The organism is Streptomyces sp. ATCC 21386, assembly GCF_018728545.1.
Lineage (GTDB): Bacteria > Actinomycetota > Actinomycetes > Streptomycetales > Streptomycetaceae > Streptomyces.
The window spans coordinates 8,396,872-8,411,293 of sequence record NZ_JAAVVL010000001.1 but is presented as its reverse complement, the minus strand read 5'-3'; the positions used below and the strand labels follow the sequence as shown (position 1 = coordinate 8,411,293).

Below are 14,422 nucleotides of genomic sequence, written 5' to 3'. Positions count from 1 at the left end.
CCCTGCGCTTCTCGGGCCGTTTTTCGGACAGCTTGCCGTGTCCCACGATACGGGCCAAGAAGCGTACGTGGAGGGGTTGTTCGCGAGAAAATGCCGGTACCACCGGGCCTCCCAACTGCCGGACCAGCACTCTGGCATATGCCAGAGGTATGGCCCGGCGGATGGACCTCGAATGCTCCCGTGTGATCAGCCGCTCACGTACCGTAGTCAGAGGACCGCACCGAGGAATTCCCGCGTACGTTCGTGCGACGGATCGCCGAAGATCTTCTCGGGGCTGCCCGACTCGATCACCTGGCCAGAATCGAACATCAGAACTTGATCCGAGATGTCCCGGGCGAAGTTCATCTCGTGGGTCACGCAGAGCATCGTGATGTCGGTGGTGCGGGCGATGTCCCTGAGCAGGTCGAGCACGCCCGCGACCAGCTCGGGGTCGAGCGCGGACGTCACCTCGTCGAGGAGCAGCACCTGCGGCCGCATCGCCAGGGCCCGCGCGATGGCCACCCGCTGCTGCTGCCCGCCGGAGAGCTGGGTCGGGTAGGCGTCGCACTTGTCGGCGAGCCCGACCATGTCGAGCAGTTCCCGGGCCCGCGCCTCGGCCTCGTCCTTGGAGAGCCCGAGGACGGTGACGGGCGCCTCGGTGATGTTCCGCAGCACCTTCATGTTGGGGAAGAGGTTGAACTGCTGGAACACCATCCCGATGTTCTTGCGGACCTCACGGCACTGCTTCTCGCTCGCCGGGAACAGCCGCTGCCCGCCGACGGTGATCGTGCCCTCGTCGGGCTTGGTCAGAGTCATCAGCAGGCGCAGGATCGTCGTCTTGCCGGAGCCGGAGGGGCCGATCAGCGTGACGTGCTTGCCCGCGTCGACGGAGAAGTCCAGCCGGTCGAGGACGGTGTTGCTGCCGAATCGTTTGGTCACGTTCTCGAAGCGGATCAGCTCGCTCGTGTCCGCCACGCGCTCGCCGGGCGACTCGGGTTCTTTCATCAGCGGGGTGTCAGCGGACAAGGCGTCGCTCCAGGGTTCGCAGAAGCAGGGAGGCCGTGTAGGAGATGAGGATGAAGGCCACCCCGATGACGGTCAGGGGCTCGGTGAAACGGAAGGTCTCCTGGGCGTAGAGCCGTGCCTCGCTCAGCATCTCCGGGACGGTGATCACCATCAGGATCGGAGTGTCCTTGAGCATCGAGATCACGTAGTTGCCCAGTGCGGGCACCACCCGGCGGACCGCCTGCGGCAGGATCACCACCGTCCAGGTGCGCCGCATCGGCAGGTTCAACGCCGTGGCCGCCTCCCACTGGCCCGCCGGCACCGCCTCGATACCGGCCCGGTAGACCTGCATCGTGTACGTCGAGTAGTGCAGGCCGATCGCGAAGACGCCCGTGGTCAGCGCCGAGAAGGTCAGCCCCCACTCCGGCAGCACATAGAAGAGGAAGAACAGCTGGACCAGCAGGGGAGTGTTCCGGATGAACTCCGTGACCACGCCCACCGGCCAGCTCACCCAGCGGGTCGGCGTCCGCACGAGCAGCGCCCACACCAGGCCGAGCAGGAAGGAGACGACCGAACCCAGGGCGAGCGCCTGGAGCGTCACCAGCAGCCCGTCCCAGAAGTGCGGCAGGAAGTCGGTGACCGCGTTCCAGTCCCAGTTCATCAGGCACCACCTCCCGCTCCCGCGCCCTCGGGGACACGCGCCGACGGCACAGCCGCCTTCTTCACCGGGGCCTTGCCCACCCCGGCCTTCAACCGCCGCTCCAGCACCCGCATGGCCCGGGTCAGCAGGAAGGCGATCACGAAGTAGATGAGCAGGAGGTACGCGTAGATCTCCACGCTCTCCTGGAGCGCCAGCCGCACCAGGCTGCCGCTGAACGCCAGGTCGCCCATGCCCATGACCGACACCAGCGCCGTGCCCTTGAGGAGTTCGACCACCAGGTTGGCGAAGGGCGGGATCATCTCGGGGACCGCCTGCGGCAGCAGGATCAGCCGCATCCGCTGCCACGGGGTGAAGCTCAGCGCGATACCGCCCTCACGCTGCGCCGGATCCACGGCGGTCAGGGCACCGCGCACGATCTCGGCGCCGTACGCCCCGTACGTCAGTCCGAGGGCGAGGACGCCCGCCCACATCGGGACGAGCTGCCAGCCGAAGGCCAGCGGCAGCACGAAGTACACCCAGAAGATCATGATCAGCGCGGAAGTACCGCGGAACACCTCGGTGTAGAGGCCCGCGACGAAGCGGACGATCCACCGCCGGTGGGTGCGCGCGATCCCGACCACGAACGAGACGACCGTGGCCAACAGCGCGCCGAACACCAGCAGCTGGAGGGTGACCCAGACGCCGCGCAGTACCAGTTCCCAGAGTCCCGGTGTCATGCGCGACAGAGCTCCTTCGTGGTCAGGTCGGTCATCTCGACCTTGGTGAACCCGAAGGGCCGCAGCACCCGCAGCAGTTCGCCGCTCTCCTTCATCTTCCGCAGCTCGACGTTGAAGGCGTCCCGCAGCCGGGTCTCGGCCGGCCGGAACGCGAAGCCCGCGCCGTCCACCCGCGGCTTGCCGTCGACGAGCGCGGCGAACGGCTTCGTGGCCTCCGTCGTGCGGGACTTCTTGACCACCTCGCGTGTGGTCAGCGAGGTCCCCGCGAACACGTCGACCCGGCCCGCCTCCACGGCGTTCAGCCCGGCCACCTGGTCGGGCACGATGACGATGTCGCTCTCGGAGTACCCCGCCTCGACGGCGTGCGCGATCTGCGCGTACCCCGAGCCCGTGGCGAACTTCGCCTTGGCCCGGATCACGTCCGCGTAGTCGTTGAGCCCCTTCGGGTTGCCCTTCTTCACCACGAACGCGTCCAGCATCTGGTGGTCGGGCTCGGAGAAGATGACCTCCGCGCAGCGCTCGGGGTTGATGTACATCCCGGCCGACACGACGTCGAACTGCTGGGAGTTCAGCCCGGGTATGAGCGACCCGAACTCGGTGGGCACGGGTTGCACGCGCTCCACACCGAGCCGCTTGAAGATGACCCTGGCCACTTCCGGCCCCTCGCCGGTCAGCTCTCCGTCGGTGTCGATGTAGCCGAACGGGATCTCGCCCGCGATACCGAGCCTGACGACGCCCTGTGCCCGCAGCCGGTCCAGCAGCTCACCCCCCTCCGTACCGGAGGCCGTGGCCACCCTGCTGCACCCGGCGGCGCCCAGCGCGCCCGCCGTGGCGAGCGCGGAGGCGCCGACGAGCAGGGACCGGCGGCTGGGGTCGCGTGTCTTCCCGGTTCTCCCGGAGGTCTTCGTTGCTGGAGCCATGGGCGCGCGGCTACCCGACCCGATGCGATGTATTCACGCCACCGCCGGTGCCTTCACGCCCCTTCCACACAGCCGTCCGGCATCGACCGTGTCCCTCAGGCGCCCTTGACCCCGCCCGCACCATGGAAGACATGACCGACCGCTACATAGAGATCTCCCTGCTCAAGCGTCAGGTCGTGTGCCGGGCGAAGCTCCTCGACGATCGCGCGCCGCGCACGTGCGCCGCCGTCTGGGACGCCCTGCCGCTGTCCGGAGACGTCTACCACGCCAAATACGCCCGCAACGAGATCTACGCGCTCTTCCCGCCCTTCGCCCCCCACGAGCCACCCCTCGAGAACCCCACCGTCACACCCATCCCCGGCGACCTCTGCTACTTCTCCTTCGCCGGCACGGAACTCGCCACGCACGCGTACGGCTACGACGAACAGGTCCGCCCCGACACCACCCTGGTGGACCTGGCCCTCTTCTACGAACGCAACAACCTGCTCCTCAACGGTGACGTGGGCTGGGTACCGGGGATCGTGTGGGGCCAGGTGGTCGAGGGCCTGGAGGAGATGGCGGCCGCGTGCAACGACCTGTGGAGAACGGGGGCGGCGGGGGAGACGCTACGGTTCAGCAGGGCGTAGGGGCGCCTCATGGCTCGGGGGTTCGGGTGCGTGGGCGACTGCCGGCCCGGTGGGGCTCCTCGCGCAGTTCCCCGCGCCCCTGAAAGATCAGGCCCCCTGCGGGCCCTGAAGGGCGACGGGGCTGGCGGATGAAAAGCACGGGGCGCAGCCCCTGCTTTTCAGGGGCGCGGGGAACTGCGCGAGCAACCCCCACCCACCCGCACACGCCCCGGCCACCCCAGCCCCCCATCCCCTCCGACAACCCACCCGCCCCCACCCACCCCCTCGGGGTCGAAGGGGCAGCGCCCCTGGGGGAGGGACGGGTAGGGGCGGCGGGGGCGAATCAGCCGCGGGAGCCACCGCCGGCAGGCGCAGGCACACCCGCCACCCCCGCCTCGTACAACGCATGCCCCACCCGCAACACCAGATCATCCCGATGCCGGGCCGCCACCACCTGAAGCCCCACCGGCAGCCCGGCCCCGTCCACCCCCACCGGCACACTCGCCGCCGGCTGCTGCGTCAGGTTGAACGGGTACGTGAACGGCGTCCACCCCGTCCACCGCCGATGCCCCGAACCCCCCGGCACCTCCACCCCCGCCTCGAACGCCGTCACCGGCAACGCGGGCGTGACCAGCACGTCGTACCGCTCATGGAACGCCCCCATCCGCCGCCCGAGATCCATCCGCACATCCACCGCGGCCAGATAGTCCAACGCGGACAGCCGGGCCCCGGCGTCCCGGATCTCCCGCAACCCGGGGTCCAGCAGCGCCCGCTGCCCCGCCCCCATCCGCTGCGTCACCCGCGCCGCCCCGCTGAACCACAGCGTGTGGAACGCCTCCACGGGATCACAGAAGTCCGGGTCGGCCTCACTCACGTACGCCCCGAGCCCGGCGAGCCCCTCCACCGCCCGCCGCACCGCGCGAGCGACACCCGGCTGTACGGCGACCTGCCCGCCCAGCGAGGCGGAGTACGCGACCCGCAACCCCCGCACCCCGCCCGCGAGCGCGTCCACGAAGGACCCCGGGGTCGGCCCCAGCCCCGACCAGTCCCGCGCGTCGGGACCGGAGATCACGTCCAGTAGCAGCGCCGCGTCGGCCGCGTCCCGGGTCAACGGCCCCACGTGCGACAGCGTGCCGAACGCGCTCGCGGGATACAGCGGCACCCGCCCGTACGTCGGCTTCAGCCCGAACACCCCGCAGAAGGCGGCCGGAATCCGCACGCTGCCACCCCCGTCCGTGCCCAGCGCCAGTGGCCCCGCCCCGAGCGCGACGGCCGCCGCCGCACCCCCGCTGGACCCCCCGGCCGTACGCGAGAGGTCGTACGGATTGCGCGTCACCCCGCTGAGCGGCGAGTCCGTGACGCCCTTCCAGCCGAACTCGGGCGTCGTGGTCTTCCCCAGGAAGACGGCCCCCTGCTCCCGCAGCCGGGCCACGGAGGGCGCGTCCTCGTCCCAACTCCCCTTCTCCGCAATGGTCCTGGAGCCCCTCAGCGTCGGCCCGCCGCGCATCAGCAGGATGTCCTTCACGGTGACCGGCACCCCGTCCACCGCTCCGGCTGGCTCCCCGCGCCGCCAGCGCCCCTCCGACTCCCGCGCCTGCGCGAGCGCCGCCTCGGTGTCGATCCGCACGAAGGCGTTGACGTCCGGCTGCACGAGCTCGGCCCGCTCCAGCGCCGCCCGCGCCACCTCCACGGGACTGAACTCGCCCTTGCGGTACCCCTCGACCAGCCGCACGGCGGACAGTTCGCTCAGTTGCGTCGGTTGCGTCGGTTGCGTCGGTTGCGTCAGTCGTGTCGGTTCCGACATCCGGCCCCTCCCAGGGGAGTTCACTGCCCGGGCACGTACCCGCGCTGCTTGTCGACCACGTTGGGCAGCGGCTTTCCCGCCTCCCACAGCTCGAACAACTCCACGAACTGGGCGCCGAGTTCGTCCCGCCACCCCACCGTGTCCCCGCTCATGTGGGGCGAGACGATCAGCCCTGGGACCTCCCACAGCGGGTCGTCCGGGCCCAGCGGCTCGCGCTCGAAGACATCCAGCGCCGCCCCCGCGATCCACCGCTTGCGCAGCGCCTCGACGAGCGCGTCCTCCACCACAAGCTGCCCGCGCCCCACGTTCACGAACCGCGCGGACGGCTGCATGACCCCGAACCTCCGGGCGTCGAACATGCCGGTCGTCGCCTCCGTCAGCGGCGCCGCCGCGATCACCCAGTCGGCGCGGGTCAGCAACCGGTCCAGCTCCTCGGGACCGTGGACACCGGGCCGCGCGACCCGCCCGACCAGGGCCGTGTGGAGACCGAGGAGCTTGAGGTGACGCTCGATCGCCCGCCCGATCGGCCCGGACCCCACCACGCACGCCCGGCCGCCCGCCACCCGCAGCGCCTCCCGGTGCCGCCACTCCCGCCGCCCCTGCAACTCCCAGCTGCGCGGCAGATCCTTGGCCATGGCAAGCACGAGCGCGGCCACGTACTCGGCGATCGGTGCCTCGAACACGCCGCGCGCGTTGGTCACCACCGTGTCCTCGGCGGCGACCAGTTCGGGACAGAGCAGATGGTCGACGCCCGCGCTGGCCGTGTGCACCCAGCGCGGCCGGGGCCCGCCACCGGGCCAGGCGCCGCGCACCGCGTGCGAGGTGAAGTCCCACACCAGCAGCACATCGGCGTACGGCAGCCGCTCGGCCAGCGTCGAGGCGTCGGCGTACTCGACCGTCGCCCGCCCGGTGAGCCGCCCGAGCCGGGGACGCGGTTCGGCGTCGAGGACGAGGAGACGCGGACGCTGGGACGAGGTCATGGGCGAGGCCCCCGGGGCGAGACGTGGGCGGTGGAGATGCGTGTGACATGCACTGATTGACCACGCTCGCACTCGAACCTACCTTCGTCAACACGGACTTGTGCACGTTCCGTCGTCCGCACATCTCTCTCCGTGAGGCCGGTGGCTGTCATGAACGTCTCCTTCCTCGGTGGACCCCGTCCGCAGCGCGGCGTCGGTGTCATCGCTCCGTTCGACTTCGCCCTCGACCGCGAGCTCTGGCGCTGGGTCCCGGACGACGTCTCCCTGCACCTCACCCGCACCCCGTACGTCCCCGTCGAGGTGAGCCTCGACCTGGCCCGGCTGGTCTCCGAGCACGAGACGCTGCACGAGGCGGTCCGGGCGCTGAACGAGGTCGCGCCCGAGGTCGTGGCCTACGCCTGCACCAGTGGCAGCTTCGTCGGCGGGGTGGCGGGGGAGCGTGCGATGGGCGAGGCGATGATCCGCGCGGGCGCCGCGCACGCCGTCACCACCTCCGGCGCGCTGCTCGCCGCCCTGGCCGAGCTGAACGCGCACCGTATCGCCCTGGTCACCCCGTACACCGTCTCGGTCACCCAGTCCCTGGAGGACTACCTCGCCGAGGCGGGCATCCTGGTCACCGGCCGCGCCTCGCTCGGCCTCGTCCGGCACATCTGGAAGGTCCCGTACCACGACGTGGTCGCCATGGCCCGTCGCGCGGTACGGGCGACCGCACCGGACGCCCTCTTCATCTCCTGCACCAACCTCCCCACCTACGACGTCATCCCCCAGCTGGAAGCGGAACTGCGGATGCCGGTGATCTCGGCCAACCAGGTGACGATATGGGCGGCACTGCGTCAGCTGGGTACTCGGGCGGTGGGTCCGTACCAGGCTCTGCTCGACGAGTCGGCCAGGCAGACGTTCGGTGCGGGACCTGTTCCGCCACCGCCGGTACTGCCGGAAGAACAGGAAGGTTGGGCATGACCGCACTCGGTTTCCTCTATCCGGGCCACTCCGCCGAGGACGACTATCCGCGCATGGAGCAACTGCTCGGCAGCGACATCCGGGTGGACGTGGTGCACACCGACATCGGCGAGGACGCCCACCGCGTCGACGCCCTGCGGGAGATGGGCGCCCCCGAACGGCTCGCCGCCGGCTGCGAGGCCCTCCGTCTGTCCGGCGCGGAGGCCGTCGTCTGGGCATGCACCAGCGGCAGCTTCGTCCACGGCTACGAGGGCGCGCACGACCAGATCCGCACCCTCGCCCGCACCGCGGGCCTCCCCGCCTCCTCCACCTCGTTCGCCTTCGCCCACGCGGCCCGGGAGGTGGGCGCCACCAGGGTCGCGGTCGCGGCGACCTACCCCGACGACGTGGCCCGCCTCTTCGTCGACTTCCTCGCGGCGGCCGGCATCGAGGTCCTCTCCGTCCGGGGCGCGGGCATCATCACGGCGGCGGAGGTGGGCACGTGGACCCTGGACGACGTCCTCGCCCTCGCCCGCGCGGCCGACCACCCCGACGCGGACGCCCTGCTCCTGCCGGACACGGCCCTGCACACCGCCTCCCACATCCCGACCCTGGAGAAGGAACTCGGCAAGCCGGTCCTCACCGCCAACCAGGTCACGGTCTGGGAGGCTCTGAGGCTGGCCGACAGAAGGGTCAACGCCCCCGAACTGGGCACCTTGTTCACGCGCGAACCGATCGTGCAGGCGTAGCAGCCGGACAAGCGCCCCTGAGGCCCCTGAGGAAGAGGCCCGCAGGGCCGATTCCCAGGGGCGCGGGGAACTGCGCGACCAGCCCCCACCGAACCCGCGCGTACCCACCTACCCCGGGTGGAGCGCGAAAGGGGGTCAAAGGGGCGCAGCCCCTTGAGGACGGGACGGGTAGGGGCGGCGGGGGCGAGGAATAACCGGAGCCACCCTCCTGTTACCCACCCCGTACGCGCCTGCGCACCCCGCGACCCCGCCCGCCCCCAGGAGGCCCCACCGTGACCACAGACGAGATACGAGGCGAAACCAAGGGCACGGCCCAGTTCCCCCTCTCCGTCCTCGACCTGGTCACCGTCGGCGCCGGCCGCACCGCCACGGACGCTCTGCGCACCAGCGTCGCCCTCGCCCGCCAAGCGGAGCGCCGAGGCTTCCACCGCTACTGGGTCGCCGAACACCACTCCATGCCCGGCGTGGCCTCGTCCTCCCCGGCCGTGATCCTCGCCCACCTCGCCGCCCACACCACCCGCATCCGCCTCGGCTCGGGCGGCGTGATGCTCCCCAACCACGCCCCCCTGGTGATCGCGGAGCAGTTCGGCACGCTGGAAGCCATGGCCCCCGGCCGTATCGACCTCGGCCTCGGCCGCGCCCCCGGCACGGACGGCGCGACCGCCGCCGCCCTCCGCCGCTCGGCCCGTCTCAATGAGGGCGCCGACGATTTCCCCGAGCAGCTGGCGGAGCTCACCCGCTTCCTGGACGACGACTTCCCCGACGGCCACCCCTACCGCCGTATCCACGCGGTCCCCGGCCCGATCCAGTCCAGCTCACCCGGCGGCGTCCAGTCCCCGCACCGCCCCCCGGTCTGGCTGCTCGGCTCCTCCGGCTTCAGCGCCCGCCTCGCCGGTTCCCTCGGTCTCCCCTTCGCCTTCGCGCACCACTTCTCCGCGCGCAACACGATCCCGGCGCTCGACCTGTACCGCGAGTCGTTCCGCCCCTCACCGGTCCTTGACGCCCCGTACGCGCTGATCGGCGTCTCCGCCCTCGCCGCCGACGAGGAGAAGGAGGCCCGCCGTCAGGTCAGGGCCGCCGCGCTCAACATGGTCCGGCTGCGCACCGGCCGCCCCGGTCTCGTCCCGACGCCGGAGGAGGCGGAGGCGTACCCGTTCAGCGTGGTCGAACAGGACTTCATCGACTCCTGGAACGCGGACGTCGTCCACGGCACCGTCGACGAGGTCCGCACCCGCCTCGACGACCTGCACAAGCGCACGGGTGCCGACGAGCTGATGCTCACCACCCACGCCCACAGCGCCGACATCCGCCTGCGCTCGTACGAGCTGATCGCGGACGCCTACGACCTGCCGCACGTGCCGCCGGCGGAGGGCGGCGCTCAGGCCTGAGGGCAGGCCGCCGCCCCCAGCAGTTCCGCGATCCGCTCCGGCGGCACCGCGCGGGAGTACAGCCACCCCTGCCCGGTGTCGCAGCCGAGCCGGCGCAGCCGTGAGGCCTGCGCGTCGGTCTCCACCCCCTCCGCCGTGACGGACAGCCCGAGCCGGTGGGCGAGCTGCACGAGCGCCTCGACGATGATCTCGTCGGCGGGGTTGGGCTGTCCGGCGTCCCCGACGTCACCGGCGGTGGCGGGAGCCCCGGTCCCGCCGGGGCTCCCGCCCTCCTCGCCGTCCTCGTACTGGAACCCCCGGACGAACGCGCCGTCCAGCTTCAGCACCGACACGGGCAGGCGGCTGAGGTAGGCGAGGTTGGAGTACCCGGTGCCGAAGTCGTCGATGGCGATGCGGACGCCCATGTCGCTGAGGGCCTTGAGCGCCTGGAGGGGGCGGCCGGCCGAGCCCATGAGCGCGGACTCGGTGAGCTCCAGCTGGAGCAGGTGCGGGGCGAGACCGGTCTCCGCGAGGATCTCGGCGACATCGGCGACCAGATCGGAGTCCCAGACCTGGCGGACGGCGACGTTCACACTGACGAAGATCGGGGCCCGGTCGGGATGGTCCGTCTGCCAGCGGCGGGCCTGCCGACATGCGGTGGCCAGAATCCACCGTCCGAGCTGGACGATCGAACCGTCCTCCTCGGCCAGTGAGATGAACCGATTCGGCGTCAACAGGCCGAACTGCGGGTGGTGCCAGCGCACCAGCGCCTCGACCCCGCGCACCTCGCCCTGCGCCATGCCCACCAACGGCTGGTACTCCAGGAAGAACTCGCCCCGTCCGACGGCCGCCCGCAGTGTGGACGACAGGGCCTGACGGGTCATCCGGTGGGCGTTGCGCTCCGGGTCGAACAGCGTCCAGCGGGCCTTGCCGTCGGCCTTCGCCCAGTACAGCGTCGTGTCGGCGGCCTGCATCAGCCCCGTCGCCGTGGTGCTCGCCGACTGCCGTTCGACGACCCCGATCGAGGCGGAGACGGACAGCCGTTGACCGGCCAGGTCGAAGGGCGCCTGCAGCGCCTTGAGGACCGAGTCGGCCAGATCGGCGAGTTGCTCCGTGCCGGTGGAGTCCTCCACGAGCAGCGCGAACTCGTCACCGCCGAGCCGGGCCACCAGCGGTGCCCCGGCCGCCGTTCCGGCCGTGCGCAGCAGCGCGGCCTCGTCGGCGCAGCGGGTGAGGCGCTCGGCGACGGCCGTGAGGAGCCGGTCGCCGACGCGGTGGCCGAGGGTGTCGTTGACCGCCTTGAACCCGTCCAGGTCCAGGTAGACCAGGCCGATACGGCCGGTGCCGGCCTCGTCGTACGCCTCCCGTTCGAGGGCGGCGGAGAGCTGTTCGAAGAACAGGGTGCGGTTGGGGAGACGGGTCACCGGGTCGTGCATCTGCAAGTGGCGGAGCCTGGCCTGAAGCTGACGGTTCGCGCTGATGTCGGCGACCGAGAGCAGGACCGCCCGCTCCTCCTCGGGCAGCGGCGCCACCGAGACCTGTACCCACAACCAGGCCCCGTCCGGCTGTTTCAGCCGTCGCGTACAGCGCAGCCGGGCCTGCCGTCCGCGCAGCACCTCGCGGTACGCGTGCCAGGTGCGGGTGTCCGAGGCCAGGTCCACCAGGTCGGCGGCCACCCGCCCGACGAGCGGTTCGGAGGCCGTCCCGAGCAGGGTCTCCATCGCCCCGTTGGCGGTGACGACCAGCCCGTCCCGGTCGACGACGGCCATGGCGAGCGGCGCGAGGGAGAAAGCGGCGGGTGTCGTGGGACTCTCCTCCGACGACGGAGGCGGCTGAGATGGCTGGGGCGATTGAGGCGGCTGCGACGGCTCAGACGACTGAACTGAGGCATTGGCGTGACGCTCTGTAATCGCCGGCCCGACGAGATCTGCCGCGGGCGCCGGCCCTTGGGACGTTCCGCTCACCGTTCGCTCCCGCAGTGCACTCGTTTTCGTACGGATCTCATATGTCTCGTCGGAGCGGCCGAACCTGGTACGTAGGGGCGCTCAAGCCGTGTCCGTGCAGGAAAGTGTGCCGATCATAGAGGCTGACCCCAGGGCCTTCTAGCCACTCTCCAGTCTCCCTGAACAACGACCTGATCTGACAGATCGTTTCTGCCCCGAGCTGATCGGCTTCCCCGTTCCGTGGATCGCTTGTGACGTTCCGTGAGCACCCGGGGTGTCGACGGCCGTGCCGCGAGGTGCGGGCGGGCGGGGTCGAGTGACCGTTCCTCACCCTTCTGGTGCAGGCAAACAGGGCGTAGTACTACAAATTCCGAAAATCTGGACGCGGTGTCCCCAAGATCCGTATCCGGAGGTCTCCGTGCAGCGTCCGCTCCCCTGGAAGGAACTCCTCGGCGACCGGGCGCCCGTGCTGCGCAGCACAGCGGCCATGCTCACCTCCCTCACCGCACTAGCCGCGACCTCCCTGATCGCGGCCCCTTCCGCGGTACCGCTGTCGGAGCCGTGCACCCTGCGGCGCACCCAGGCGCACCACTCGGAGGGCCTCGACACCTGGAATTCCGCGTATCCACGCCCCACCCGCGACCTCGACGCCGTACTCGTATTCTTGTCATTCCCGGACGCGGCCCCTCTCACCACACCGGCCGAGCTGACCGCGGATCACTTTCCGGCCACCAGCGAGTTCTTCGAACGCGCGTCGTACGGCAAGTTCGCCCTCCGTTCCCATCCGCGCCGCGAGTGGCTGGAGATGCCGCAGCCGTCGACGGCGTACGCCATACGCCGTGACTGGAATGCGACGCACCGGGCCGCCTACCTCAGGGACGCCCTCGCCACGGCCGACCCGCACGTCGACTTCTCCCGCTACGACATCGTGTACTTCGTGGCCGATCCGCACGCGCCCGGTGTCGACTCGGACGCGACGAAGGTGGTGAACCTCCAGACCCCGCTGAAGGTCGACGGCACGGGTCTGCGCCGGGTGGTCACGGTGTTCGAACGGCATCCGCCGGACCGCCTCGTCCTCGCCCATGAGACCGGCCATGTCTTCGACCTCCCCGACCTCTACCACCGCCCCGCCGACGGCAAGGGTGACTGGGACACCCACGTCGGCGACTGGGACCTCATGGGCAGCCAGTTCGCCCTGGCCCCGGACCTGTTCGCCTGGCACAAGTGGAAGCTGGGCTGGCTGGAGGCCCACCAGGTGACGTGCGTACGCGGCGCCGGGACGACCCGTTTGACGCTGGAGGCGGTGGGGGCGGGCCCTCGGGGGGCGTACGAGGGGGAGACGGAGGAGGGCGCGGAGCCCGGCGCCGGTGAGGTGGGGTACGCGGGCGGCGGGGGGCGGCGCGTCGGGGGCGCCGACGCCGACGCCAGTGTCGGTGCCGGTGGTGGCACCGCTCGTGGAGGTGTCGCCGGCGTGGCGCCCGGGGTGCGGGGGTTCGGTGTCGGCCGGGGTACGAAACTGGTGGTCGTCCGTACGGGGCCCGACAGCGCGCTCGGTATCGAGGCGCGGGGCGCGGTCGGGAACGACGCCTCCGTCTGCACGCAGGGCGTCCTCGTCTACCGCATCCGCAGCGGGGCCGAGTCCGGCGGCGGCCCCATGGAGGTCCTCGACGCCCACCCGCGCACCGAGGCCTGCTGGGAGGAGTCCGTCTACCCGCCCCTCGCGGACGCGCCGGTCGGTGTGGGCGAGAGCTTCACGGTGCCGGGGGAGTCCGTGCGGGTGGACGTGGAGGGGCGTACGGCCTCCGGCGCGTGGACCGTGCGGATCACGACGGGGCGGTGAGGGGCGCGGTGTGGTGAGGGGCGCGGTGTGGTGAGTGGCGCCGTGTGTTGAGGGGCGCTGTGCAAGGGGGTGGGTGGCCCGTGTGGCGGCATACGAAAGAAGCCCCTCGCTTCCGCGAAGGGCTTCTTTCGTGTCGTGCGCCGCCAGGGACTCGAACCCCGGACCCGCTGATTAAGAGTCAGCTGCTCTAACCAACTGAGCTAGCGGCGCCTGCTGACGTCGTAGACCTTAGCACCCTGATCGGCGGGAGGAAAAATCGATACGCGCACGGTCGCGGAGGCGCCCGACCGGGCCGCCCGCACCGCCGCCCAGAGCAGTACGTCGGGCCCCGGAAGCCAAGGTCGCCGGGTGTCCGGGGCGACGAGCCAACGGGAGCCGAGGCGGCTGACACCGGGGGCGCCGGAGGTCCCGGAGGCCCCGGAACCGTCGATGTCTCGGGAGCCTTCGGGGGTGAGCACGGCCGGGACGGTGACCGCGTCACCGGTGCCGTGACAGAGCAGGGGCGGGACCGCGCCGGTGCGGCCGGGGGAGCCCCACTCCTCCCACTCCAGCAGGGTGGGCAGCCGTTGGGCGGTGCCGGGTGCGGCGAACAGGAGCACTCGCCCGCGGTAGACGGCGACCGGTCCGGAGCCGGGGCCCTCGGTCCATAACCGGTCGAGCATGCGCCGCCCGAAGAGCGCCGGCACGCTGACGACGTCGAAGACGGAGCCGCACGGCAGCGCCACCGGGGTGGTCGGTCTCTCCTCCCACAGCGTCAGCGTGCTCCGCGGATACGTTCCTGCCGAGGCGAGCCAAGCGGCCCCCTCCGCCGTGACCCCGGCGACATCGACCCCGTCCTCCGGATACCTGCCCGTCCTCGCTCCACCGCTCATGCGTCTAGATCTACCGCCCGTGACCGCGCGCCCCCGAGCAGT

13 protein-coding genes and 1 tRNA gene are annotated in these 14,422 nt (G+C 71.3%); 5 read left to right on the top strand and 9 right to left on the bottom strand.

Going from position 1 to position 14,422, the window contains the following annotated elements; translation table 11 throughout:
* Window positions 1-207 precede the first annotated feature (207 nt).
* From ehuA to ehuB, 4 genes are read right to left on the bottom strand one after another with little or no spacing between them, the layout of a single operon-like run.
* Window positions 208-984, bottom strand: coding sequence for an ectoine/hydroxyectoine ABC transporter ATP-binding protein EhuA (gene ehuA / locus GWK25_RS36055; protein WP_184893637.1), 777 nt, complete (start codon window positions 982-984; stop codon window positions 208-210).
* Window positions 985-994: 10 nt separating this feature from the next.
* Complete coding sequence (gene ehuD, locus GWK25_RS36050; RefSeq protein ID WP_215455694.1) at window positions 995-1,645, bottom strand: ectoine/hydroxyectoine ABC transporter permease subunit EhuD; 651 nt, start codon at window positions 1,643-1,645, stop codon at window positions 995-997.
* Entirely contained in the window at window positions 1,645-2,361 is a 717-nt protein-coding gene (ehuC, locus tag GWK25_RS36045; protein WP_215455693.1) for an ectoine/hydroxyectoine ABC transporter permease subunit EhuC, read from the bottom strand. The genes ehuD and ehuC overlap by 1 nt, the downstream gene beginning before the upstream one ends.
* Window positions 2,358-3,281, bottom strand: coding sequence for an ectoine/hydroxyectoine ABC transporter substrate-binding protein EhuB (ehuB, locus tag GWK25_RS36040; protein WP_215455692.1), 924 nt, complete (start codon window positions 3,279-3,281; stop codon window positions 2,358-2,360). The genes ehuC and ehuB overlap by 4 nt, the downstream gene beginning before the upstream one ends.
* A gap of 131 nt (window positions 3,282-3,412) precedes the next feature.
* On the opposite strand from ehuB, the gene GWK25_RS36035 reads away from it, so the two are divergent.
* The gene (locus GWK25_RS36035) at window positions 3,413-3,907 is read left to right on the top strand and encodes a DUF3830 family protein (RefSeq protein ID WP_215455691.1); all 495 of its coding nucleotides are present in this window, start codon (window positions 3,413-3,415) and stop codon (window positions 3,905-3,907) included.
* A 322-nt stretch (window positions 3,908-4,229) separates the two neighbouring features.
* Here GWK25_RS36035 and GWK25_RS36030 read toward each other — a convergent pair whose 3' ends face one another.
* Window positions 4,230-5,690: an amidase gene (locus GWK25_RS36030; protein ID WP_215455690.1), complete on the bottom strand. Its 1,461-nt coding sequence runs from the start codon at window positions 5,688-5,690 to the stop codon at window positions 4,230-4,232.
* Between the two features lie 20 nt (window positions 5,691-5,710).
* Entirely contained in the window at window positions 5,711-6,670 is a 960-nt protein-coding gene (locus tag GWK25_RS36025; RefSeq protein ID WP_215455689.1) for a D-2-hydroxyacid dehydrogenase, read from the bottom strand.
* A 150-nt stretch (window positions 6,671-6,820) separates the two neighbouring features.
* Here GWK25_RS36025 and GWK25_RS36020 point away from each other — a divergent pair, with 150 nt between their 5' ends.
* The 3 genes from GWK25_RS36020 (at window position 6,821) to GWK25_RS36010 (ending at window position 9,746) form a co-directional block, all read left to right on the top strand.
* Window positions 6,821-7,630, top strand: coding sequence for an aspartate/glutamate racemase family protein (locus GWK25_RS36020; RefSeq protein WP_215457838.1), 810 nt, complete (start codon window positions 6,821-6,823; stop codon window positions 7,628-7,630).
* Window positions 7,627-8,358 carry an aspartate/glutamate racemase family protein gene (locus GWK25_RS36015; protein ID WP_215455688.1) on the top strand — a complete coding sequence of 244 codons (732 nt, stop codon included), beginning with the start codon at window positions 7,627-7,629 and terminating at the stop codon, window positions 8,356-8,358. The genes GWK25_RS36020 and GWK25_RS36015 overlap by 4 nt, the downstream gene beginning before the upstream one ends.
* A 272-nt stretch (window positions 8,359-8,630) precedes the next feature.
* Entirely contained in the window at window positions 8,631-9,746 is a 1,116-nt protein-coding gene (locus tag GWK25_RS36010; protein ID WP_215455687.1) for an LLM class flavin-dependent oxidoreductase, read from the top strand.
* Here GWK25_RS36010 and GWK25_RS36005 read toward each other — a convergent pair.
* Window positions 9,737-11,494 carry an EAL domain-containing protein gene (locus GWK25_RS36005; protein WP_251829195.1) on the bottom strand — a complete coding sequence of 586 codons (1,758 nt, stop codon included), beginning with the start codon at window positions 11,492-11,494 and terminating at the stop codon, window positions 9,737-9,739. The genes GWK25_RS36010 and GWK25_RS36005 overlap by 10 nt on opposite strands.
* Before the next feature lie 592 nt (window positions 11,495-12,086).
* On the opposite strand from GWK25_RS36005, the gene GWK25_RS36000 reads away from it, so the two are divergent.
* Window positions 12,087-13,508 carry a M6 family metalloprotease domain-containing protein gene (locus GWK25_RS36000; RefSeq protein WP_215455685.1) on the top strand — a complete coding sequence of 474 codons (1,422 nt, stop codon included), beginning with the start codon at window positions 12,087-12,089 and terminating at the stop codon, window positions 13,506-13,508.
* A gap of 136 nt (window positions 13,509-13,644) precedes the next feature.
* Here GWK25_RS36000 and GWK25_RS35995 read toward each other — a convergent pair.
* Window positions 13,645-13,718 (bottom strand) — tRNA-Lys (locus tag GWK25_RS35995).
* Window positions 13,709-14,380, bottom strand: a complete 672-nt coding sequence (locus GWK25_RS35990) for a bifunctional DNA primase/polymerase (protein ID WP_215455684.1) — start codon at window positions 14,378-14,380, stop codon at window positions 13,709-13,711. The genes GWK25_RS35995 and GWK25_RS35990 overlap by 10 nt, the downstream gene beginning before the upstream one ends.
* Window positions 14,381-14,422: the final 42 nt, after the last annotated feature.

Bases quoted from the DNA above. Each gene is read 5' to 3' on its own strand.
- ehuA (WP_184893637.1), bottom strand. From the start codon at position 984: ATGAAAGAACCCGAGTCGCCCGGCGAGCGCGTGGCGGACACGAGCGAG.
- ehuD (WP_215455694.1), bottom strand. From the start codon at position 1,645: ATGAACTGGGACTGGAACGCGGTCACCGACTTCCTGCCGCACTTCTGG.
- ehuC (WP_215455693.1), bottom strand. From the start codon at position 2,361: ATGACACCGGGACTCTGGGAACTGGTACTGCGCGGCGTCTGGGTCACC.
- ehuB (WP_215455692.1), bottom strand. From the start codon at position 3,281: ATGGCTCCAGCAACGAAGACCTCCGGGAGAACCGGGAAGACACGCGAC.
- GWK25_RS36035 (WP_215455691.1), top strand. From the start codon at position 3,413: ATGACCGACCGCTACATAGAGATCTCCCTGCTCAAGCGTCAGGTCGTG.
- GWK25_RS36030 (WP_215455690.1), bottom strand. From the start codon at position 5,690: ATGTCGGAACCGACACGACTGACGCAACCGACGCAACCGACGCAACCG.
- GWK25_RS36025 (WP_215455689.1), bottom strand. From the start codon at position 6,670: ATGACCTCGTCCCAGCGTCCGCGTCTCCTCGTCCTCGACGCCGAACCG.
- GWK25_RS36020 (WP_215457838.1), top strand. From the start codon at position 6,821: ATGAACGTCTCCTTCCTCGGTGGACCCCGTCCGCAGCGCGGCGTCGGT.
- GWK25_RS36015 (WP_215455688.1), top strand. From the start codon at position 7,627: ATGACCGCACTCGGTTTCCTCTATCCGGGCCACTCCGCCGAGGACGAC.
- GWK25_RS36005 (WP_251829195.1), bottom strand. From the start codon at position 11,494: ATGGCCGTCGTCGACCGGGACGGGCTGGTCGTCACCGCCAACGGGGCG.
- GWK25_RS35990 (WP_215455684.1), bottom strand. From the start codon at position 14,380: ATGAGCGGTGGAGCGAGGACGGGCAGGTATCCGGAGGACGGGGTCGAT.